The organism is Paenibacillus sp. VTT E-133291, assembly GCF_002264395.1.
Lineage (GTDB): Bacteria > Bacillota > Bacilli > Paenibacillales > Paenibacillaceae > Paenibacillus_AQ > Paenibacillus_AQ nitricinens.
In genome coordinates, this window is record NZ_NFVA01000017.1 from 25,405 (window position 1) to 48,530 (window position 23,126).

Annotated in this window: 19 protein-coding genes; 2 read left to right on the plus strand and 17 right to left on the minus strand. The window is 43.3% G+C overall.

The window, feature by feature from the left end; all coding sequences use genetic code 11:
* Positions 1-129: 129 nt before the first annotated feature.
* Genes CA598_RS09915 through CA598_RS09930 form a run of 4 tightly spaced genes read right to left on the minus strand, consistent with a single transcriptional unit; the run spans position 130 to position 5,067 of the window.
* Entirely contained in the window at positions 130-1,170 is a 1,041-nt protein-coding gene (locus CA598_RS09915; protein WP_094872152.1) for an NAD(P)/FAD-dependent oxidoreductase, read from the minus strand.
* A 42-nt stretch (positions 1,171-1,212) separates the two neighbouring features.
* Positions 1,213-2,928 carry an ABC transporter ATP-binding protein gene (locus tag CA598_RS09920; protein ID WP_094872150.1) on the minus strand — a complete coding sequence of 572 codons (1,716 nt, stop codon included), beginning with the start codon at positions 2,926-2,928 and terminating at the stop codon, positions 1,213-1,215.
* 43 nt (positions 2,929-2,971) lie between these two features.
* Complete coding sequence (locus CA598_RS09925; protein ID WP_373455817.1) at positions 2,972-4,006, minus strand: FecCD family ABC transporter permease; 1,035 nt, start codon at positions 4,004-4,006, stop codon at positions 2,972-2,974.
* 2 nt (positions 4,007-4,008) lie between these two features.
* Entirely contained in the window at positions 4,009-5,067 is a 1,059-nt protein-coding gene (locus CA598_RS09930) for a FecCD family ABC transporter permease (protein ID WP_094876408.1), read from the minus strand.
* Between the two features lie 210 nt (positions 5,068-5,277).
* Here CA598_RS09930 and CA598_RS09935 point away from each other — a divergent pair, with 210 nt between their 5' ends.
* Entirely contained in the window at positions 5,278-6,285 is a 1,008-nt protein-coding gene (locus CA598_RS09935; protein WP_094876409.1) for an ABC transporter substrate-binding protein, read from the plus strand.
* Positions 6,286-6,362: 77 nt separating this feature from the next.
* Here the strand turns inward: CA598_RS09935 and CA598_RS09940 are convergent, their stop codons facing one another.
* The 11 genes from CA598_RS09940 to CA598_RS09990 form a co-directional block, all read right to left on the minus strand.
* Positions 6,363-6,584, minus strand: a complete 222-nt coding sequence (locus tag CA598_RS09940) for a hypothetical protein (protein ID WP_094872144.1) — start codon at positions 6,582-6,584, stop codon at positions 6,363-6,365.
* Between the two features lie 20 nt (positions 6,585-6,604).
* Complete coding sequence (locus tag CA598_RS09945; RefSeq protein WP_179283633.1) at positions 6,605-8,608, minus strand: FtsX-like permease family protein; 2,004 nt, start codon at positions 8,606-8,608, stop codon at positions 6,605-6,607.
* Positions 8,598-9,365 (minus strand): ABC transporter ATP-binding protein, encoded by a 768-nt coding sequence (locus CA598_RS09950; RefSeq protein WP_094876411.1) that lies wholly within the window; start codon positions 9,363-9,365, stop codon positions 8,598-8,600. The genes CA598_RS09945 and CA598_RS09950 overlap by 11 nt, the downstream gene beginning before the upstream one ends.
* A 372-nt stretch (positions 9,366-9,737) precedes the next feature.
* Positions 9,738-10,823: a chemotaxis-specific protein-glutamate methyltransferase CheB gene (cheB, locus tag CA598_RS09955; RefSeq protein ID WP_179283634.1), complete on the minus strand. Its 1,086-nt coding sequence runs from the start codon at positions 10,821-10,823 to the stop codon at positions 9,738-9,740.
* 41 nt (positions 10,824-10,864) lie between these two features.
* A complete protein-coding gene (locus CA598_RS09960) occupies positions 10,865-12,463 on the minus strand; it encodes a HAMP domain-containing methyl-accepting chemotaxis protein (RefSeq protein WP_094872135.1) in 1,599 nt (532 codons plus the stop codon).
* A gap of 204 nt (positions 12,464-12,667) precedes the next feature.
* The gene (locus CA598_RS09965) at positions 12,668-13,330 is read right to left on the minus strand and encodes a response regulator transcription factor (protein ID WP_094872133.1); all 663 of its coding nucleotides are present in this window, start codon (positions 13,328-13,330) and stop codon (positions 12,668-12,670) included.
* A 40-nt stretch (positions 13,331-13,370) separates the two neighbouring features.
* Positions 13,371-16,304: a sensor histidine kinase gene (locus CA598_RS09970; protein ID WP_094876413.1), complete on the minus strand. Its 2,934-nt coding sequence runs from the start codon at positions 16,302-16,304 to the stop codon at positions 13,371-13,373.
* Positions 16,305-16,404: 100 nt separating this feature from the next.
* Positions 16,405-17,160, minus strand: coding sequence for an RNA polymerase sporulation sigma factor SigF (sigF, locus tag CA598_RS09975; protein ID WP_042129724.1), 756 nt, complete (start codon positions 17,158-17,160; stop codon positions 16,405-16,407).
* A gap of 11 nt (positions 17,161-17,171) precedes the next feature.
* Positions 17,172-17,627, minus strand: coding sequence for an anti-sigma F factor (spoIIAB, locus tag CA598_RS09980; RefSeq protein WP_042129726.1), 456 nt, complete (start codon positions 17,625-17,627; stop codon positions 17,172-17,174).
* On the minus strand, positions 17,624-17,977 hold the full coding sequence (gene spoIIAA, locus CA598_RS09985; protein ID WP_094872130.1) for an anti-sigma F factor antagonist: 354 nt from the start codon (positions 17,975-17,977) through the stop codon (positions 17,624-17,626). Before spoIIAA ends, spoIIAB begins: the two co-directional genes overlap by 4 nt.
* A gap of 175 nt (positions 17,978-18,152) precedes the next feature.
* Entirely contained in the window at positions 18,153-19,289 is a 1,137-nt protein-coding gene (locus tag CA598_RS09990) for a D-alanyl-D-alanine carboxypeptidase family protein (RefSeq protein WP_256989916.1), read from the minus strand.
* A 393-nt stretch (positions 19,290-19,682) separates the two neighbouring features.
* Between CA598_RS09990 and CA598_RS09995 the strand changes: the two genes are divergently transcribed.
* The gene (locus CA598_RS09995) at positions 19,683-20,696 is read left to right on the plus strand and encodes a serine hydrolase domain-containing protein (RefSeq protein WP_094876414.1); all 1,014 of its coding nucleotides are present in this window, start codon (positions 19,683-19,685) and stop codon (positions 20,694-20,696) included.
* 84 nt (positions 20,697-20,780) lie between these two features.
* On the opposite strand, the gene CA598_RS10000 is transcribed toward CA598_RS09995, so the two are convergent.
* Complete coding sequence (locus CA598_RS10000; RefSeq protein WP_094876415.1) at positions 20,781-22,112, minus strand: pyrimidine-nucleoside phosphorylase; 1,332 nt, start codon at positions 22,110-22,112, stop codon at positions 20,781-20,783.
* 160 nt (positions 22,113-22,272) lie between these two features.
* Positions 22,273-23,097 (minus strand): purine-nucleoside phosphorylase, encoded by an 825-nt coding sequence (locus CA598_RS10005; protein WP_076284512.1) that lies wholly within the window; start codon positions 23,095-23,097, stop codon positions 22,273-22,275.
* Between the last annotated feature and the right edge of the window lie 29 nt (positions 23,098-23,126).

The following is a 23,126-nucleotide window of genomic DNA, read 5'->3' on the forward strand; positions in this document are numbered from 1 at the left end:
CAGATCATCAGGCCATTAAACCTTGAAATATAAAGAAAGCGCATAAGGCTTCTCTCCGCTCGAAATGGATAAGATACCCTATACGCTTCATATAAAATTCAGATTTTATAGTTTGAAAAGCCTCTATCCTTAATGGTCGTCAACGACACCAAGCGCCTTATTCTTCTCCTTGAACCGCTCATTATGAGAGGAAACATATGCAGCCTTAGGTGCAGAGGGGTCCATATACAGTTTAGCGCTGTTCAGCGCAAGAACTGCATCGGTAAAGGTGCCAGCGATTAACCGGACCTTACTGCTATAATCCACAAAGTCACCTGCTGCAAAAATACCTGGAAGATTCGTCTCCAGCTTTCCGCTCACATTCGCACACCACTCGCCCATATCAATGCCCCATTCCCGTAATGGGCCAAAATCGCTTTTCAGACCATGATTAACAATAACAGCATCTACTTCATACTGTTCACTCTCACCTGTTTCGATATGGCTGATCGTAACCTGATCAATGGTCTCCCCATTACTGCTGTGTAATTGGCTTACTGCGAAAGGCACGCGAACATTGACTGATGATTCCTTCATACGCACAATATTTTTCTCATGGCCGCCGAACTGCTCGCGACGGTGCACAATGGTCACACTTGCTGCGATGGACTCCAGTTCATTTGCCCAATCCACAGCGGAGTCACCTCCACCAGAAATCAGCACTTTTTTACCTCGGAAAGGCTCCAGCTCCTGAACTGTATAATGAAGATTCGTTACCTCATAACGGTCGGCACCTTCAATCTCCAGCTTTGCCATTTGCAGAATCCCATAGCCAATAGCCAAAATGACCGTACGAGTCCAATGCTGCTCACCAGTAGCCGAGGTCAGCATATAAGTTCCATCTTCCAGACGCTCATGATGCGTAATCTGCTGCCCGAAAATAATCGTAGGATCAAACGTCCGTGCCTGCTGAGCAAGCTGATCTATCAATTGACGACATAGTACGGGTGTTACCCCACCTACATCCCAGATCATTTTCTCAGGATATACGAGCATTCTTCCTCCAAGCTCATCCTTCGCTTCAATCAACTTCGTCTTCAAATCTCTCATACCACTATAAAAAGCTGTATACATCCCAGCAGGTCCGCCGCCAATAATCGTTACATCGTATAATTCCAGTTGATTGTTCATTATGTCCCTCCAAAAGTATATTCTATTGATGCCTTTAGCTTCTTACGCTCCAAATTGTGCCTCATGTAGTCGACTGTAAATTCCGGCAGTCTGTAGCAGTTCTTCATGTCTGCCTTGCTCAGCAATACCACCTTCCGCAACGACAACAATACGGTCGGCATTCTTGATCGTTGCCAATCGATGAGCAATAACAAGCGTCGTACGACCTTGTGACAACTCCGCAAGTGCTTCCTGAATCGCGGACTCCGTCTCGGTATCCAACGCCGATGTGGCTTCGTCTAGAATGAGAATCGTTGGATTCTTCAGGAACATCCGAGCAATAGACAGCCGCTGCTTCTGACCTCCAGAGAGCTTAACGCCGCGCTCCCCGATCATAGTATCCAGCCCAGCAGGCTGGGATTTGATCAACTCTTCCAGTTGGGCGCGCCGTGCTGCCTCCCAGATTTCTTCATCGGAGGCTCCAAGCCGCCCGTAAGCGATATTCTCACGGATGGTTCCGTCAAACAGAAACACATCTTGCTGTACAATCCCGATGTGTGAACGAAGAGATTCAAGCTTCATGGAACGAATATCAATTCCATCAATGCTAATGTTGCCCTCACTTACATCATAGAAGCGGGGCAGTAGACTGCAAAGCGTTGTCTTACCCGCACCGGATGGACCGACCAGAGCAACGGTCTCTCCTGCTTGAATCGATAGATTCACATTTTGGAGTACGTTTTCTTTATCGCTGTATGCGAAAGCCACATCATGGAAGGTTATATTCCCCTTAAGATCATGAACTGTCTTAGCGTCTACCGCATCATCAACATCCGGCTCCGTCTCCAGCAGTTCGAGATAACGTTTGAAACCTGCAATACCTTTGGGATAGGTCTCAATGACCGAGTTAATTTGTTGTAATGGTCCTAAAAATACATTGGACAGCATCACAAAAGCGATAAATTCACCATAAGTCATTTGCTTCTGGATTACAAAATATGTTCCGCACACGAGAACGAATAACGAGACCAGTTTCATGAGAACAAAGCTAAAGGATGAATTCCAAGCCATAATTCGATAAGTCATCAGCTTCGTTATACGGAAGCGTTCGTTATTGACTGCAAAGCGGGAAATTTCATGATTCTCATTAGCAAAAGCTTGCACAACACGGATGCCGCTTACATTGTTCTCCACGCGTGCGTTATAGTCAGCAATGTCCGCGAACATGATGTGGAAGGCTTTAGACATTTTCCGGCTGAAGTACATGGATAAATAAATCATAAGCGGAACGATCACAAACGTCAGAATAGCTAATTGCCAATTGATACTGAGCATAATGCCGAACACACCCAGCAGCGTCATTACTGCTATAAAGAGATCCTCTGGCCCGTGGTGGGCAATTTCACCGATGTCCATCAAATCATTTGTCATCCGGGATACTAGATGACCGGTCTTGTTGTTGTCAAAGAAATTGAAAGATAACTTTTGAACTCGGTCAAAAAGCTTTTTTCTCATATCCGACTCGATATTAATCCCCAGCTTATGCCCCCAGTAAGTGACGACAAAATGCATAAAGGCACTGACAATATATATCCCCAGCAAGCCGAGGCATGAATAGAGTATCCATCTCCAATTGCCGCTTGGCAGTAGATCATCTACAACCCGGTTAACGGCTAACGGAAAGACCAGTTCAAGTAGTGCAGCAGCAATAGCACAAGAAAAATCAAGAATAAACAATCCCTTATAGGGCCTATAGTAAGCAAAAAAACGACGCAACATGTTAATGATTCGCTCCTTCTGGTGAGAGATCAGCCTACTTTCATCAAGATTTCGTACGGGCTAATAAATATAAAAAGTATGGTGCTCCAATTACTGCTACAACGATACCCGTAGGAATCTCAGACGGTTGAAGAATCCAGCGCCCAATGGTATCCGCTGTAATAACGAGTAGTGATCCAAGCAGTGCCGAGGTTGGAAGCATGAGTTGATGCTTCGGCCCAACTAACCGTCTCGCCAAATGGGGTCCGACCAATCCCACAAAACCAATCCCACCGCTGACAGCTACACTCGCCGCTGCTAATCCTACCGCAGCCGCAAGAAGCCGGAATTGTTCCTTCGTTACTGCGGCACCAAGTCCCACAGCCGTCTGCTCCCCTAGATTCAGTACGTTCATCACCCTTGCCTTATAGATGACATAAGGCACCAGAATTAGGATCCACGGTAAGAGTGACAGTACAAACTTCCAGCTTGTTCCCCAAATGCTGCCTGCCAGCCAGGTAGCGACGAATTGATATTTCTCTGGATCAAGTCTTAGCGTAAGCACGATCATAGCTGCACTCATCCCAGCTGCAACAGCTACACCAGTCAACAGTAAGCGCATAGGCGATATTCCTTGGTGCCGCTTATAAGCTAGAGCATAGATTAAGGCAGCTGTAAACCCTGCACCGACGAACGCTACCATTGGCAGCAGATACACTGGAGCCGCGGTTGCCGTAGGGTAAAAAGAAATTAACAGCATAACCATGATTCCTGCACCAGCATTAATCCCTAAAATACCAGGGTCCGCCAATGCATTACGAAAGACGCCCTGCATCACAGCACCGGATACAGCCAGACCTGCCCCAATTAGAACGGAAATCACAATACGTGGCAGCCGAAACTGAAACAAGATTAACTCCTGCTTGTCGGTTCCTCTACCGAACAATGTATTAATCAACTCCATAGGAGTCAAACGTATGTAACCTGTATTCATACTAATAATAAAAGCAATCACAATCAGTACAGCCAACGAAATCATGATCATTAAGCCCCGTTTGTTTTTGGCGGCTTCGAAGGAACCGAATGTCGTTTTTTCCATCATTACAGCTCCCTCCTTTCTTTACGTGCAAGATAAAGGAAGAAAGGTACACCAATCAGTGCAATAATAGCGCCAAGTGGCGTTTCATTAGGTGGATTAATCATCCGCGCAGTTAAATCTGCAAATACAGCAAGTAAACTGCCGAGGATCGCTGAACAAGGAATGATCCATCTATAATCCACACCTACAAAAAAGCGGGTCAAATGCGGAATAATCAGTCCAATGAAACCCACTGCACCAACTACGGCAACCGATGATCCAGCCAAAATCAATACGATTAATGCACCTGCCAACTTCACAAGCCCTGTACGCTGACCTAGACCTTTCGCAACATCGTCACCTAAACTGAGCATCGTGATCGATCGAGAGATTACCATTGCACCAATTAAAGCGGCCCCTATCCAAGGGAACATGATTTTGAGTTGAATCCATTTCGTTCCAGCCACGCCTCCCGCGTACCAGAAAGCTAAATCTTGACCGATATGAAAATATAAAGCTACCCCTTCACTCAGCGCCGACAAAAGTGCACTAAAAGCCGCACCGGCCAGCACCAAACGAGCAGGCGTTAATCCTCCCTTAGCAAGTGATCCTATTCCATATACCACACCCGCGCCTACGCCGGCACCCACGAAAGAATATAGAATCAAATACATGAACGATAAATTTGGAAAAAAAGCAAAACATAGTGCAAGCGCAAATCCTGCGCCTGAGTTGATACCCATCAGACCTGAATCAGCCAATGGATTTCGCGTCATCCCTTGCATAATGGCACCTGCAACTGCAAAGCTGGCCCCTACCATTGCCCCGCCAAGTACACGAGGAAATCTTAATTCTCTAATAATCTGATGATCCATGATCTCTGGATCAAAGTGAAACACAGCTGACCACACCACAGACAGCTTAATATCTGCTGCGCCGAAGGAGACGGAAACAGCAATTCCTAATAATAATAGCGCCAGACCGCCGACCAAGATGAATGTTGCCGCCCAAGGACGTGAACGAAATTCTCGTTTAACTACTCCCTTATCGGCTCCTATCCTGGTAGTTATCTGTTGATTCATGAATGCCACCCTATTTCTATGAAATTGATTCTCATTATCATTAGACTATTGTAAATTACATTTCCTAGGTTTGGCAATAGATAGATTTAATTGGTACCATTTAATTTATTGCATTGACAGAAATTCTAAGCTTTGATACAGTTCAAAATGATAATAATGATAATGATTCTCATTATTATCATTTGCTACATATACTTAGGGAGGTTTACCATGCTAAAAAGAAAGTCCCTTTTCCCCATCCTTGCACTCGTAATGTTATTGTCTGTATTTGTGACGGCTTGCGGGGGAAACAACAATGCTTCATCTAATACACCAACAGCGACAACTGAAGCAACAACAGCCCCGAATGCAGAGGCAACGGCTGTTCCTGATGCTTCCGCTGCCGAAATGCGCAGCTATGAAACTACTAAAGGTACTGTTCAAATCCCAGTTAAACCTCAGCGTATCGTTACAGATTATTATGGTGGGGAATTACTCTCCGTTGGAGCTAACGTCATAGGCGTTGAACCTAGTACTTTTGATAACCCCTTCTTGAAAGACCTGCTCAAAAACACACAAGATGTTGGTGCTCCAGTCAACGCTGAGAAAGCACTAGAACTTGCACCTGATCTAATTGTAGTTATGTACGATGACAACTATGATGCTTTATCCAAAATCGCTCCAACCATTCATATTCCATACGGAACTGCTACTAACATCTATGAAACCGTAAAACTGTTTGGAGATATCGTGGGAGCACCTGATAAAGCTGAGCAATTCATTGCTGATTTTGAGAAAAAGGCTGCTGAAGGCCGCGAAAAGCTTAAAGATGTCGTGAATGAAAATGATACATTCGGAATATATGAGCTGACTGACAAAGGTGAGCTATGGACCTTCGGTAACAATGCGGGCCGTGGTGGACAAGCCCTTTATAATGCTCTTAAGCTGAAAATGCCTACTAAGAACAGCAATGACAATCAAACACTGCAGCTGTCCATGGAGCTATTACCAGAATACGCAGCGGACTACATGTTCCTCACCACTTATGATCCTGACAAAAAAGGGGATAAGCTGAAGGAACTAAAAGAATCGCCAGTCTGGAACGGACTCGCTGCTGCGAAGAATGATCATCTGTTTTACAACGATTTTGATACTTTCTATCGCTACGATCCTATTGCGATTACCGCACAGATTGATCTGTTCGTTGATATGATTCTTGAGCGCAACGGTAAGAAATAAGAATAGACAAATAAAGAAACACCCCACTATTAGGCATTGCCTAAAGTGGGGTGTTGTTTTGAATTACGAAATGAATATTATCTAGTGTAGTTCTCGTACTGATCGCTTTTGTTTAACTTTTTGTACATATACTCATCATTCTTGAGCTTGTAGAGCTGACCCATACCCGCAAATACGAAAAATAAGACCAAGATCAATAAATACGCATAGGTGAGTTCACCAATATAGAAGCAAGTGACAATAGCAACTAGGGTTAAGATCAACAATGCCACTGCAATTCTGGATAAAATCTTTTTCAAAATGGAGCCCCCTACGTTTTTTATTTGTTAATATTATCATAATTGGAATTAAATTCACAACTCCTATTATTCGTTGTGGGAACATCAAGCAGTTCGATATGAGCCAGCATCTTGCGAGTATATACTTTGGTATATAGATCATAAAAGAGCACTTGAAATAAAAGATAGCCCCCTCCTACAAACAAGCAAAACCAAAATGGCGCCAGAGCTACGGACATCTCAAACCTTGAAGAGCTGACAACATACACAGTGGCTAGCACAATACCTAATACATAAGGAAGAAAAAATAATACTTTTAAAGGACCGCCTATCATTTGAGCCACATCTTTAGAAGTTATTCCAATCTTATGCAACTTCCCGAATTTGATCTTCTCCCGCTCTAAATCAGTCTGGATACTGAAATGCAGCACTATACAAGAGGCACCAAAAAATATTAGACCAACAAAGGTAATGACGAAGATTCCAAATCGACCGGACTCCTGTAACTGTAAATACTCACTTATTCTAGATTTTGTGGAAAATACGAGCGCCTCATGCCGTTCATTGCCATACCAGGACTTCGTATTGTCCTTATTGTATTTGGCTAAAGCCGTATTTAGCTTGGTATCTATATCTGCAGTTTTTTTCCAATCCTTGAAATTGAGGAGCTGAAGATTCCCGATCGCATCCATATTCTCCACTTTCAGCGCCATATAGTCATCCTCGTTTACAATGACATGAAGACCATTCATAAGATTCGGCACAGGGTTAAATAGCATTTTAAATATAAGTCCTTGTGAGTACAACGTATGATTCCCGGAAGAAAGCTTCATTTCAAAGGTGGGCATCTCTGGTCTTTGATTCTTCCATTCTTCTCCTCGAGCACCTAAGGCAAGATTAAGAAAATGATCTTTCTCCACATGATAATCACTGCCGATTAATGTGTTGATGTTTTGATCCAAAAATATTTTGAAATAGAACAAATCAATGTATTCAAGCCTTTGATGTGAAATCAGAGGTGTAGCCCCATGATCCGTGATTTCGCTGAGTATCTCTGATGGAAGGCTATTTTTCCCGAATACTTCTGCATAGGCAATATCATAAGGGTTGTCTTTTACAGGAATATTCTCAGCATCCCAAGTAATATAAAAGATAATGCCACTTAGAAAAACCGTAATGAAGACGAGGAAGGTGATGAGAGAAAGTACTATTTTGGAGCGTCCAAGAGTATAGTTCAAATCGGAGCTTAACATTAAATGCTTATGATAAGCTTTCGTAGATCGCGAAAAGATGAATTTCATCCAGTCACCAAGACCTGACAGCAGCAAATAGATCCCCACCATACTTACGCCCAGATTGATTAACATCATACGGGTATTATCAGGACTGTAATGAGTAATCATATCATAAACGGAGATCGCCAGTAGTACAACTCCGATGATCCCTGTGATTTTACCATGAAGAAGGCTACGTTCTGCGGTTCTGGATTCTTTTAGAAGGCGTACAATGTTGTATCTCAGCGTTAATAATAATTGGATTCCAATCACAGCTATGTAAATAATCCCGAAGAATTTAATGGTATACAGATAACTTTCCAGCGTAAGTGAAAAAGAACTGTCCCCTATATTAACAAACAACGAGATGAAGAGAAAGAAAAGACCGGAGAAGACCGACCCTGCACCTAAACCCGTGAGAATCGAAGCTAATGCGATCATGCTATTTTCTAATAAAATAATTTTACGGATATTGTGGCTCGTCATTCCAAGAATCATTAACAGCCCAAAGTCGCTTTTTCTAAATTTCAAAAAGGCCGTTTGCGCATATCCAATAAATAGAACAGCAAACACTCTCATAACCAAGAAAGGAGCATATAAATTACCGGACACCATCCCATTCACTTGATAGGGGTCATTAAAATCAGGGTTCGTATACAGGGAGTGAAAGGCGAAAAATACCATAATCGTAAAGCTGCTGCATAGGAAAAATAACAAATACCTTCTAAGGTTCGCCTTAAAAATCTGAAAAGCCATTCTCCTAAAGGTCATCTTCTCCCCCTCCAATGAAGGCCAGATTCTCCAGAATCCTATCAAAAAATGCGCTCCGCTCTTTATCTTCCCTAGTAATCTCAAATAGCATCTTCCCATCTTTGATAAAGAGCACGCGATTACAATAGCTGGCCGCAAAAGGATCATGTGTGACCATCACAATTGTTGCTCCTTTCAGAGCATTCAGTTTGGCGAAGGTCTTCATCACTATACTGGAGGATTTGGAATCCAAATTTCCCGTTGGCTCGTCCGCAAAGATCACCTCCGGATCATTAATAATCGCTCTGCTAATCGCCGCTCGTTGTTGCTGTCCTCCTGAAACCATATACGGATATTTATCCTTCACCTCGCCCAGATCAAAGAGTAATAACGTCTCATCTGTCTTGGTATTGATGTCGTCTGCCTCTTGGTCATCCAGAACCATGGGCACCATTATATTTTCCCGTAGGGTCAGGCTATCCAGCAGATTGTAATCTTGAAAAACGAACCCCATTCGTTGCCGGCGAAACAGTGCAAGCTCGTTCTTAGACATCTCGCTTATACTAGTCTCTGCAATCTGGACTACCCCACTATATTCCGTGTCGATCCCGCTAAGGATATTCAGCAGTGTCGTTTTACCGCTCCCCGAAGGCCCCATAATTGCTACAAACTCTCCGCTGTCCACACTCAGGCTTATGCCGTTTAGCGCCCGAAACACATTCATTTTACCCTTGCCTTTATATTCTTTTGAGAGATTCTCTACCTCTAGAATAGGCATGCTCGCACCGTCCCCTTCATAGCTTGTAGGATTAACATTAAATGTAATTATGTTATTCCTGTAAATACTATAAAACTAAGTGAAGAGAACGGTTGTTAGATTGCTCACAGAACAAGAAAACTTGATTCCTCCTCTATCCTTTCCGATAGCGTTAAAATATTCCGCGCGCCCAGCAGATGCGTCGCATCCACATTTAGCTCTTATATAAGCAACAAACTAGAGCATCCCATCATCAGTGCACCTATTTTAAGCACACTCATCCTCCATCTTCTGACCATTCGAGACAACCCACTTGGGATGAAACCCTAGGTTTACATAAAAAAGCGTTGGTGGATTTTCCTCCTACCAACGCCTTTGGTAATAATTTATTCATTAAAATTGTTCGTCCAACATCCCCGTAACCTCCATAATCTTCGAGGCTAACAAGAACGAAGGAACTACATAATCCACGCACCCGAGCTCAACTGCCGCTTCAGGCATTTCATTTACAATCGAAGTCTCTTGCGATTCTACAAGAGTAGATTGGGCGCCAGCATGTTTGGCATTCAGCATGCCTCTCGAGCCATCGCTTCCCCTTCCAGTCATTAGAATCAAATGCTGCTTCAAGCTTTTCAGTCCAGAAATCGATTCGAATAATATATCAATGGATGGACGGTATCCGTTCACTGGGGCTTTCTTGTGAAGTTTGATTCTACATACTTGTCCTTGCTGAACTACGGTCATATGACAATTACCAGGTGCAATATATGCCGTTCCGCCATGTACCAATTGATCATCTTTCGCCTCAACCACCCGTACACTTGAGAATCGATTCAATCGTTCTGCTAATACTTTCGTATACTTGGGTGGCATATGCTGAACGATTAACAAAGGATATGGGAAGTTTGCCGGGAGCGAGCTAATTACGATTTCAAGCGCCTTCGGGCCACCAACTCCACATCCTATGGCTACGATTTGATCGAATTCTTCCATACACCCGCTCTTAGAATTGTCTTCTGCCTGTTGTCCTGTCATCACTTTCGAAACAGTAATATTGTTAAGAATAACGGTTCTCAAAGGAATTTGAGCAGCTTGTTTGATTTTGAATATTAGCTCGTCTTTTATTTGTGATAAATCAGGCCCATGGAATTGTGTGGGCTTGGATATAAAATCTACAGCTCCGTTCTGTAGACCTGTGATAGTTGCTGTTATTCCATCCTTTGATCCCGAGCTTAGGATAAGGATAGGGGTTGGACGTTGCGACATAATACTAGAGAGCGCTACTAAACTATTCAATTCTGGCACTTCTATATCAATCGTCACGACATCAGGCTTGAGTTCTTGAACCATACTAACCGCTTCGGATGCATTTCGAGCTGCTCCAATGACCTCGATAATTGAATCCTCCGCAATAAGGTTCGAGATCTGTTTACGCATCATTACTGAAGTAGCTACAACGAGCACCTTTAACTTTTGCACTACTTCTCCTCTCCTATCAATGATGATCCCCATGACACTGTTTATTTAACTTTAAAAATAGATACGAGTGCATTTAGTTCCTCCGCAAGCTGTGCTAATGCATTAGCCGTCGTTGCCGTTTCACTACTGCTTGCCGCCATTTCTTCCGTTGCTGCCGATATGCTCTCGATCGAGTACAACACCTCTGATGACTGCGCGGCCTGTTCTTCACTGGCAGCAGCGATTTCTGTTACTTTATGAGCGGTATCGTTCACCATAGAGAGAATATGATCAAAGGCTTCCCCATTTTTTTGTGAAAAAGCTACGCCTTCGACTACAGCCTTTACACTATGCTGCGTATTTTTCTGCATTTCTTTAATAATGTCCGTGACTTGCTTAGTAGCCTCACTGCTCCGCTCTGCTAGCTTTCTTACTTCATTCGCTACAACGGCAAAACCTCGGCCCTGTTCACCAGCACGAGCCGCTTCTATAGCTGCGTTAAGAGCCAGCAGATTTGTCTGTTTTGCAATATCATCAATGACCGCAATGATCTCACCAATTTTATCTGAGCCTTCTTCTAGTCTAGACATTTGGTTGTTAAGTAACGTCATCCCTTGAATGGAGTCAGTAACCACCGCACCTCCATCCTGAGCAATACGCATCGTATGATCTGACAGCTCTGAGGCTTGCTCTGCACTCTGAGCTACTGAATTAATCGCTTCAGACAATTCCCGGAACAACTCATTCATTGTTTGCGCTGCAGTTGCTTGACTCATGCTGCCGCTAGCTACTTCCTCAGTACTTGCTGATATTTGCTGTGCTGCCGCCGAGACACTTTCTGCAGAGGACAAAATCCCCCCCACAGTATGCCTTAAGTTCAGAACCATTTCATTCACAGAATTCGCAAGTTTGCCGATCTCATCCTTAGAATTCAGATTCGATGTTTCGCTTAAGTCTCCATTGGCTACTTTACCTAGCAGGCGCATCACTTGATTAAGAGGCCGTGCTATAATTTGCGAGATTAGATAGCCAAAACCCACGCTGATTAAAAGTGCAATGATAGTAACACTAAAGGTAATCAACCGAGAGGATTGATATAATTCATTCGCATTATCACTGGATTCCTGTGCCTGCTTCATATTGATGTCAATTAAACCTTGCAAGAAATTCGTCATCTCCGTAGTGGCCAGCTGTAAATCGCCTGTCAGCAAATAATTCGTATATTCTTCATTACTAATGATCTTCTTATCCAATTCAATTGCATGATCCACGCTGGTGGTATAGCGTTGCCAGATCTCAGGATAATCCTTCATTTTCTCTAATTCTTCTTCTCTCAATCTTGTCTTACTATATTTACTCATGATGTCTTCAATGCTTTGGACATTCTTATGTAATTTATCCCGATATTCTTTTTTCTTCACCTCGGTTTGGGCCATCGTATTTATATCCCGGATGTTTATCCTATTCGTTAAAAAAAGTTCATTCGCTTCACCGAGATAGGCAATCGGTGTTAAGCGATTTTTATACATATCCTCGATGGACTCATCCATCTTACTCAAATTACTTATTCCATAGAATCCTACAAAGCATAAAATGACTGATACCAACACAAATGCTGAGATTAGCTTCACTGCTGTTCTCAAATTATAAAACCATTTCATCCTTCTGCACCTCATTACGTTAGTCAATTTTTAGTAATTCTTAGGAACTATTTCATCATAAACGGTAAGCAGAATATGGTAACCGAAAATAAATGGCGTGAGCACGCAAAATTATTGCGTACCTCCGCAATGACGCGCAAAACAAAAAATCCCGCCTCACTATCTAGTGATCGGGATTTCAATCTATAGAATTGTTACGTATTTTCACAATGAATTAGTAAAATCTGATTCCTTCAATATTCCGAGCCGTTTAGCCTTTATAGCCGCTTCAATTCTAGATTTCACATTTAGCTTTTGGAACAAATTCGTTAAACTATATTCTAGTGACCGCTGACTCATAAGCACAATCTCCGCTATTTCCTTATTACTTTTTCCTTTTGCAATTTCCGTCAGCATTTCATGTTCTCTTTTGCTAATCATGGAGGTTGCTTGTTCATCATTGATCTCTAAACCTTTAGGAGGTACTTTTCTTAACTGCTTTACTAAGGTCCGCGGTAGAATGACTTCCCCTCTTAATGCACATCGTACCGCTGTAATCAACTGCTCTCTATTGGTTGTTTTTGAAATAAACCCAAAGATCCCCGATTCGATCATCAGGTTAAATTTGTTAGTAAATTCATATCCGGTGTAGATTAAGATAGTCGCATCCGCGTTCATTATTAATACTTGCTTCGCCAAATCAATCCCATTCACATCCGCGATATGAAGATCAAATAACATTACGTCAAAGGAATGACTACTCACCATTTCAAGCACTTCATTCGCTGAATTAGCTAGAGTAACCTTCATGTCTCCCTCTTGCTCTAATATCATTCTAGTCCCTTCCATAACAGATGGATGATCATCCACTAACAATATTTGAATCATGCCTATGACTACCCCTCTATCCAATTGTTATGCCGCATGATTAATCTGCAGGTATAGATATATTGACCGCTAATCCCTTTTTATCTGGCGAGTGAAATACTATTGTCCCATCCATACTTCGAACTCTTTCCTTCATCCCATAAATCCCCATACTTGTAAGTGAATCCTCACCAAATAAATTCATTCCGATTCCGTTATCTTTATAATCCAAATGAATATGATTGTCTTCACTAGCTAAGGTGATGCGTACTTCTGTCGCAAAAGAATGCTTTGCTGCATTAGCCAAAAGTTCTTGCACAATACGGTACAGGCCTATAAGCACTTCATCATCTAACTTATGTGTGAATCCTTCAGACTCGAAATAAATCTGATAGTTGGTACGTAGCTGCGTAAATTCAAACAACGTCTCCAGCGAGGAGATAAGACCTTCATTGATTAATGCAGGAGGTCTGAGCTCGTTACAAATAATCCGAAGTTGATAAATAACATCTAGTAACCCTTCTGCAATCTGTTCTAGCAGTTCCCTAAGATCCCCATTGATGGATTTTTCACCTAACAGTAGATCCAACTTACGATACCAGATAATCTGTTCTTGAAGCGCTGAGTCGTGTAAGTCCTGAGCAAGTCTTTTTCGCTCATTCTCGGATAAATTAAACATAAATCGGAGAAGCCATGTAGGCGCCACTTGCTTGGAAGCTGCTAGCTCAAGATCCTTCGTTAAATCTTCGATAAGCAAAAAATGATCAAAGAGAACACTGACATAACGGGTAATCGTCTCCAGCCACACTCGAATAGAACCGATTTCTAGTAAAAGCGTCTTCTCGTTAATCGACAACAAGTAGCTTTTTCCTCTGGACTCCCCGATCTTGAGTGAATACCCTTGCTCAGTCTCTATAATTTCACATAATTTATCATGGTTAGATTCAACTGCGATAAATTTTATATTTGTTATCTGCAGAGTTTCTCTGACTTCTCTAAGCAACCGCTGCTCCATATGACTAATCTTCATCACACCAAAAAGATCTTGGGAGAACTGATCGAGACTCATTTGCAGACGAAAATACCGTTCCTCACTCTCTCGTATAATCTGCTCTGTATGTTCTCTGTCCTCATCTGCTTTTTTTCGATCGCTAATATCCCTAAATATAGAGATACATGCGACTTTTCCTTTATACAAAATGGAGCTAGCTGTTACCTCTACATCGATAATCGTTCCATCCGAACGTACGACCTTTTGTTCAATAGGAGCTATGATCTTATAGGGTTCTTTATAGATCTCTCGCATGCGTTCTTTCGACAGCCGCAGATACTCCGGGTGCGCCCAATTGAAAATATTTTTACCAATCAATTGACTCTCATCGCTAACTCCAAATAATCCAAGACAAGAGAAATTTACATAAACAAACTTATAATCGCTATGCAGAACAACCGCTTCAGGCGACATCTTGATCAGCTGCTGATTGAACTCCTCGCTTTCCCTTAATTCATTTTCCATTTGGACTCTCTTAGTAATGTCTCTTGCTACAATTACGATACTTATTACTTCTCCATCCTCATCTAGAACAGGAGTGGCAAGACATTCTAAATTTAAGATATAACCTTTTGTGTGAATAAAACGATTGTAAAACATCTTGCTTGCTTTTGTCCGAAAAATATTTAATATCTGTTCACGCAAGCTTTCTTGCTCATCTGGATCGATATACTTAAGTATGGTAGTGTCTTTGATTAGCCCTACAGGAATACCGATTAGGGTTTCGCAGGAAGGCGAGGCTACAATGAAATTTCCTTTCTGATCCAGTACCCCCATCATATCCTTCATGTTATTAATAATAAGTCTGTACTCTGCTTCACGCTGTGCCAGCTTATGTTCTACTTCTACTGTTGATGTTATATCTTTAGCGACCACAAAAGCACCTACAATACGACTATTCACATAAATAGGGATATTTTTCATAGTCCAGTGGCTCACTGTTCCATCCTTACGCGAAGAGGCAACAACATAGTGCTGAGCAGATCCCCGTACTGTTCTTTCAAAAAAATCCGACATCCTCAGTATATTTTCTACTCCAAATAGATTCGTGATGCACAAGTTCTCTCCGACCATATTTAAAGCTTCTCCAGTAATTTGCTCTGCTGCGGAATTGATTGCCAAAATATTACCTTGCAGATTCACCTCGCATACGACGTCTGAGTTATAGTCAAATAAGGATTTATAGCGCTGTTCACTTTTGAGTAATGCCTCCTTCATTAACTTTCTTTCAGTGATATCTGCCAAGATCCCGTCTAGCCGAACAACCGCTTGGGATTCATCTAGACTGGGTATGATTCTGACCTGTAGCCATCGAGGCTCGCCACTTGCGTGGATAATCCGATATTCACTAAGTTGTGGAATCCCTTGACCAACCGATGATATTATCTCTTGAATCAGGGGGTTTTCTTCTTTATGCGCAATACGGAACCAAAAATCATCCTCTTTCGCCTGTTCAACGGAATAACCAGTGATATTGTGAACCGCATCCGATACAAACAATACTTTCTTTGCAACATAATCAAAAGACCAAATCGCCACGTCAAGGTTAGAGAACATCTGTTGATACAAAGAAAAGGTGCTTTCTAATTGAATTTGCGCCGTTTTTTGTTCAGTAATGTCCAGCATAATTCCATCTATTCGGCAAACCTTGCTCTCCTTATTCAGGATTGGCGTGCCAATACTTTGAACCCACTTCAGTCCTTTAGCAGGTAGTTGCATCCGATACTCAAGACAACTGATATGACCAGCATTTAATCTTTCCATGTAGGCATCATATCGATCAAGATCCGCTACATTCACAAGTTCCCGCAAAAAATTAGGGTTGTGCGGTTTAGTCTTACTTGTGCAACCAACCCATTCCTCTAAAATATTCGACATCGTCAGCAGATTTTCTTCCATATCCAAAGACCATGTGATCACATTCTCGTCACCGAGTGAATCCATATTGAGATCACCTCCACATAAAAAGCCCCCCCTTTTCGGGGCGGCTTTTTGTTCTAATTCGCTAATTTATAAGCGTCATTACATGAATAACTTTATCCTACTATTGAGCAATCTGCTCACGGATATTCTGCAATATTTTCTTCTCCAGCCGGGATACCTGCACTTGAGAGATCCCTAGACGACTAGCGACCTCCGACTGCGTTTGATCACGATAGTAGCGAAGATAGACGATCAGACGTTCACGTTCACTGAGGCCTCCGATAGCTTCATTTAATGCCAGCTTATCGAACCAACGCTCCTGTGATTCGTCAGCGATTTGATCAATCAGCGTGATTGGATCTCCATCATTCTCGAACACCGTTTCATGAATAGAAGTCGGTGGCTTATTGGCTTCTTGGGCGAATACCACTTCTTCGGGTGTAACCCCTAGCGCTTCCGCAACTTCACCAATCGTAGGCAGACGATCAAGCGTTTTAGACATTTCGTCCTTCATCTTACGAACTTTATTAGCCATTTCCTTAAGGGAGCGACTGACCTTCAAGGTGCCATCGTCACGAAGGAAACGCTGAATCTCACCGATAATCATCGGCACTGCATAAGTGGAGAACTTGACCTCATAGCTGAGGTCAAATTTATCAACGGACTTCAAGAGTCCAATGCAACCGATCTGGAACAAATCGTCAGGCTCATACCCGCGGTTCATAAACCGCTGCACCACCGACCAGACCAGTCGGATATTACAGCTTACAAGCGTGTCGCGGGCAAGACTATCTCCGGCCTGACTGAGCGCGATAAGACGTTTGACCTCCGCATCGTCCAAATAGGTCGGCGGAGCTTTTTTTGACTCTGCATCCATGGCTCCAACCCCTAATTGTATAAAGCTTTTTTCGAGACGATGGTTTTCTTCATTGAGATAGAAGTACCGTGTCCCGGTTCACTAGTGACTTCAAATTCATCCATGAAATTCTCCATAATAGTAAAGCCCATGCCCGACCGCTCCAGCTCTGGCTTAGAGGTATACAGCGGCTGTTGCGCCAGCTCCAAATCCTCAATGCCGCGTCCTTGATCCTCAATGGTTAGATGTACCGTTTCGTTGTCCAACGATGCCGAAATGGTCACAATACCTTCCGGATCACTATCATACCCATGAATAATACAGTTGGTGACCGCTTCCGACACGACTGTCTTCAGATCATTCAGCTCGTCCATCGTAGGATCAAGCCGGGAAACGAACGCCGCTACGACTACACGCGCGAACGATTCGTTCTCCGAGCGTGCAGCGAACTGCACGTTCATGAAGTTACCAGCCTTACTATTTGTCATAACGCAACCTCCAAATCCGAGAGTGCAGTACTCTCGTCGTCATATAGGGGCATGATTTTGAACAGGCCAGACATTTCCAACAGCCGCTTCACAGGTGCCGTTGCATCACACACAACCATTTTTCCACCTTTACTGTGGATCAGTTTATACCTTCCCAGAATTACGCCTAGGCCTGAACTGTCCATAAACTGCAGTTGCTTAAGACTAAGAACTAAATGCGATACCTGACCACGCATAATCGCTTCATCCATATCCATTCTTACAAAATCGGCTGCGTGATGATCCAACTCCCCTGATAAACGGACAATCAACACACCCCTGTGATGCTCCATCTCCACATGAGAATTCATGCTTGCCACTCTCCTCTTCGTTGCTTTGAAAACTGACCTTGAAAGACAGTACCTATTCCCTTCAAGGACAAGGTTTTCTACGCGGCAAATCAGGAATCCTGCCTCACGACAAAACTAGAAGAAAACCCCTATGAATCTACAGAGTACATGGGGGTAATCTACAAAAAAACTGTTTTTAATCTACGCCGAACATCGAGCCAGTTGTGCGCTTAAAGAGCTTCCACCAGCCCGCTTTCGCCACAGCTTCCCCTGCTTTTAAATCATATTCCTTAATCACTTGGGTTCCTTGGTAGACCACCAGCTTACCCACAGATTGACCTTCAGCTACTGGAGCCTTCACGCTTTCCGGTAATACTAGTTCGTGGCGGATGCCTTCTTGAGTCACACCTTTTTTCAAAAGAACACTGTACGTCTCTTTGGCTGTTATCGGTAACTCGGATTTTACGCCCTTTTCAATCTTTAGGGTGCCGATCGCATCCCCTTCTTTGTGGATCGTGTGTACTTTATATTGCGAGAACAGGTAATCGAACATGCCTGAGACTTCACTATTGCGCGTCTTTGTGTTCGGCTCGCCTAGTACAACAGCGACAGCACGTAGGCCATCTCTTGCTGCTGTAGCAGACAAACAAAATTTTGCCTCTGCAGTATAACCTGTCTTCAAACCATCAGCACCAGTGTAGAAACGCACCAGCTTGTTCGTGTTCACCAGCCAGAACGGTTTGGTTGAATCCTTACGTAAGTAATCCTGATAGGAACCGGTATATTTTATAATTTGATCATGCTTCAAAAGCTCACGACTGATGACCGCAATATCGTAAGCTGAGGAATAGTGATTGGCGGCTGGAAGACCGTTGCAGTTGGCAAAATGGGTATCTTTTAGACCCAGCTCCTCTGCACGTTTATTCATCAGATCGACAAAAGCACTCTCTGAACCAGCTATTTTCTCCGCCATCGCCACAGAAGCATCATTACCAGAAGCCATAGCGATACCTTTGAGCATATCGTCTACCGACATTTCTTCACCAGGCTCCAGGAAAATCTGTGATCCGCCCATAGAAGCCGCATATTCACTTGTTCTCACCTTATCAGTCAGCTGCAGTCTTCCTTCATCCAGCGCTTCCACCGTCAGTAACATCGTCATAATCTTCGTAATACTTGCGGGAGGCAGCTTATCATGGCTGTTCTTCTCATAAATAACGGTTCCGGTACCAGCGTCCATCAAAATAGCAGAACGTGCTCCCGGTGCGAGGTCTACAGCGGCAGCATTACTGCCAGAGTCCTTGGTTTTTTCTTCTGCATAAGCGCCTGACATAGGTCCTAGAACCGATACAGCGATACAGACCACAAGCACAGCAAAACGCATTTTTCTCACAATGGTTCCCCTCCTGAACGTTAACCTTCATATCACAGGTACTGTGTTCCAGTTTCGTCAGAAAGGGTGGAAATTATTCCATTTTTAAGGAAATAACCACAATTATTTATCTCAAGAAGGAAGGATGTCATCAATTAAAAAAAGCCCAGCAGCAGTTGCAGAGCATTTTTATTATAGGGGAGATTAAATAATATTTCAAATTTAAAGTATTCCCATTTTTTTCGTTCTCATTTTAGGACTTTTAAAGGTAAATCGTAGGCTTTCACGAATGCTATCTATGAACCTATAACTGTCTTACAGAGGAGAAATACGAATGAACCCACTGAAACTTATATTGAAACAGAAGTAAAACAGAACGATTTCTCAGGCGTAGTACTAGCAAAACAATATGATAAAGAAATTGCCAGCAGCTGTCACGGTTATGCCAATAAGTCGGATAAGCGCGAAAACAATATTCATACTCGGTTCGGGATCGCTTCCGGGTGTAAAATATTCACAGCAATTGCCGTCTCTCAACTGGTCGAAAGGGGATTGATTTCTTTCGAAAGCAGATTATCAGACTATCTGAAAAAGGAAGAGTTCCCTCTCTTTAGTTCTGAAATCACCATACATCAGTTGCTTACGCATAACTCTGGGATTCCAGATTATTTTGATGAAACAATCATGGATGACTTCGAAGAATTGTGGAAGACACAACCTATGTATACTTTACGGCAGCTGGAAGACTTTGTACCGATGTTTCGAAACCTCCCCATGATGTGGACCCCTGGTGAACGATTCCACTACAACAATGCCGGATATATCGTGCTAGGTCTTCTGGTGGAGGATTTAAGTGGAATGTCCTTTTCCGATTATGTGGAGCTTCACATCTTTAAGCCTTGCGGAATGGAGCAATCCGGTTACTTTACGTTAGATGCCTTACCAGCCAACTGTGCACTAGGATACATAGAGGAAGAGAACGGTAGCTGGAGAAGCAACATCTATTCAATCCCGGTAAAAGGAGGCGCTGACGGTGGAGCTTTCGTTACCGCTGCCGATATGCAGTTATTTTGGAACGGGCTAATGAACCATACCCTTTTGAGTCCAGTACTCACTTCATTGTTGCTTACTCCCCACATACATGTGGATGGTGAAGGCTATTATGGTTATGGTGTATGGATCACCCTCCGAGAAGAAAAAGTGTTCAAGTTTCACATTATGGGCTACGATCCCGGCGTTTCCTTCCGATCGGCTATCTATCCAGCTAGTGGAGAAACTGTGGTCGTATTATGTAATACAAGCAGCGGGGCTTCTCAGATTTTCAATCTTATCGATAAGCATTTTGTAGCTGCTCCGTCAAAAACATAAAACAGCGAGCCTCCTATTACGGGAGGCTCGCTGTTTTACTGTCTATTTCAGGTCTTTATCATGACAATAATTATATTTACTTGGCTAGTACCGTGTTACCCCATCCTTCGTAACAAGCGCGAATACCAGTGGTAATGGTGGAACCGATTCAGAAGTAATGCGGTAAGCTTCTAATACCTTGCCCTCAGCTTCCTCTACTTTCTTATCACTGGCATCATTGATATGCAATACTGCAAGTGTATCCCCAATCTCTACAGCATCTCCAACTTTTTTAGAGAGTTGAATACCTACAGCCAAATCTATTACAGATTCCTTGGTTTCACGTCCTGCACCAAGCAACATAGCAGCAATGCCGATTTCTTCTGCTTGAATCCCCTCAATGTAACCCTTAGTCTTCGCTTTCACTTCAATGAATCGTTTAGCAGCAGGGAGTTTCTCCGGATCATCGATTTGCGAAACATCTCCGCCTTGCGCACTCACGATCTGTTTGAATTTCTCCAGCGCTGTGCCATCTTCAATATGTGTCATCAGAATCGAACGAGCCTCCGCTTCATCCTTGGCTTTACCGCCAAGAACAAGCATCTGGCTGCCCAGAATAAGGCATACTTCCTGCAAGTCTTTAGGACCATGACCCTTCAAGGTCTCGATTCCTTCCTTAATTTCCAGCGCATTTCCGATCCCGAAACCCAGTGGCTGATCCATATCACTGATGATCGCAACGGTATTACGACCCAAATGGGTGCCGATATCCACCATAGCCTGGGCAAGCGCAATAGAATCATCAAGCGTCTTCATAAAAGCACCGCTGCCGGTTTTGACATCCAGTACAATGGCGTCTGCACCCGCTGCAATCTTCTTGCTCATCACTGAGCTTGCAATAAGAGGGATGGATTCAACAGTTGCTGTTACATCCCGAAGGGCATACAGCTTTTTGTCTGCAGGTGTAATGTTGCCTGACTGTCCGATTACCGCAGCTCCGATCTCCCCTACTTGATCGAAGAATCGCTCGCGATCCATCTCTACAGAAAAACCAGTGATCGACTCCAGCTTATCAAGTGTACCTCCTGTATGCCCAAGTCCGCGGCCGGACATCTTCGCTACGGGTACTCCAGCAGAGGCTACCAACGGTGCAAGCACCACGGTTGTTTTATCTCCCACTCCACCTGTGGAGTGCTTATCCACCTTAATGCCTGCGATTGGGCTCAAATCCACTTGATCACCGGACATCGCCATTTCCATCGTTAGATCACCGGTCTCCCGTGCGTTCATACCTTGGAAATAAACCGCCATGGCCCAAGCAGAAAGCTGATAATCAGGAACTTCACCTTTACTGTAACCCTGAATTAAGAAGGATATTTCCTCACGACTAAGCTCTCCACCGTCTCTTTTTTTCTGAATAATATCGACAGCTCTCATCTTACACCTGCTCTTCACGGACATTTGCGCGAGCAAATCCGATATATTTTGGTTTCGTCAAATTAAGTACTTTTACAACCTGTTCATGCGTCATTGGCTCAATCATAATTTCTTGAATCATAGATATGACCTCCAGTAATTCAATATGAAGTATCCCAAATTACATTTTCGGAATAAAGCCTAAGACCAGTTTCAAGAAACGTTCACGCACACGTTCTGCAGTTTCCATCACCTCTTCATGATTGAGTGGTTGATCCAGGATTCCCGCGGCCATGTTAGTAATACAGGAGATGCCCAATACCTCAATACCTGCATGACGAGCAACAATGGTCTCCGATACAGTAGACATGCCCACAGCATCGGCGCCTAGCGTACGAAGCATTACGATTTCAGCAGGCGTTTCGTAGCAAGGGCCCAATAGACCTGCATATACGCCTTCTTTGAACTCGAAATTCTGCTGAGCTGCCGTTTCCTTCGCTACCTGGATCAGGCGGCGACTGTAGGCGGTCGACATATCTGGGAAGCGCACACCAAGTGCAGGATCATTAGGTCCTATTAAAGGATTCCGTCCAGTCATATTAAGATGATCCGTAAGAAGCATAAGATCACCCGGTGTGAAATCAGTGTTCACTCCACCAGCTGCATTCGTCACTAGTAAACTGGCTATACCAAGCTCTTTCATAACCCGTACTGGGAATGCCGTTACCTCTGGCCCATACCCCTCATACATATGAAAGCGGCCCTTCATCATCACAACTCGGCGGCCTTCGATCATACCAATTAATAGCTCGCCTTCATGTCCCTCTACAGTAGATACCGGAAAGTGAGGAATCTCATCATATGGAATACTTACTCCATCAGTAATAAGGTCTGCTAGCACACCGAGACCTGAACCAAGGATCAATCCAATTTCCGGAGCCACCGGACATTTGTCTTTTATATAAATGGCTGCTTCTTGAATTTCTTTTTGTGTTAACGCGCTCATGGATGATCCTCCTTCATTGATGTTGCGGA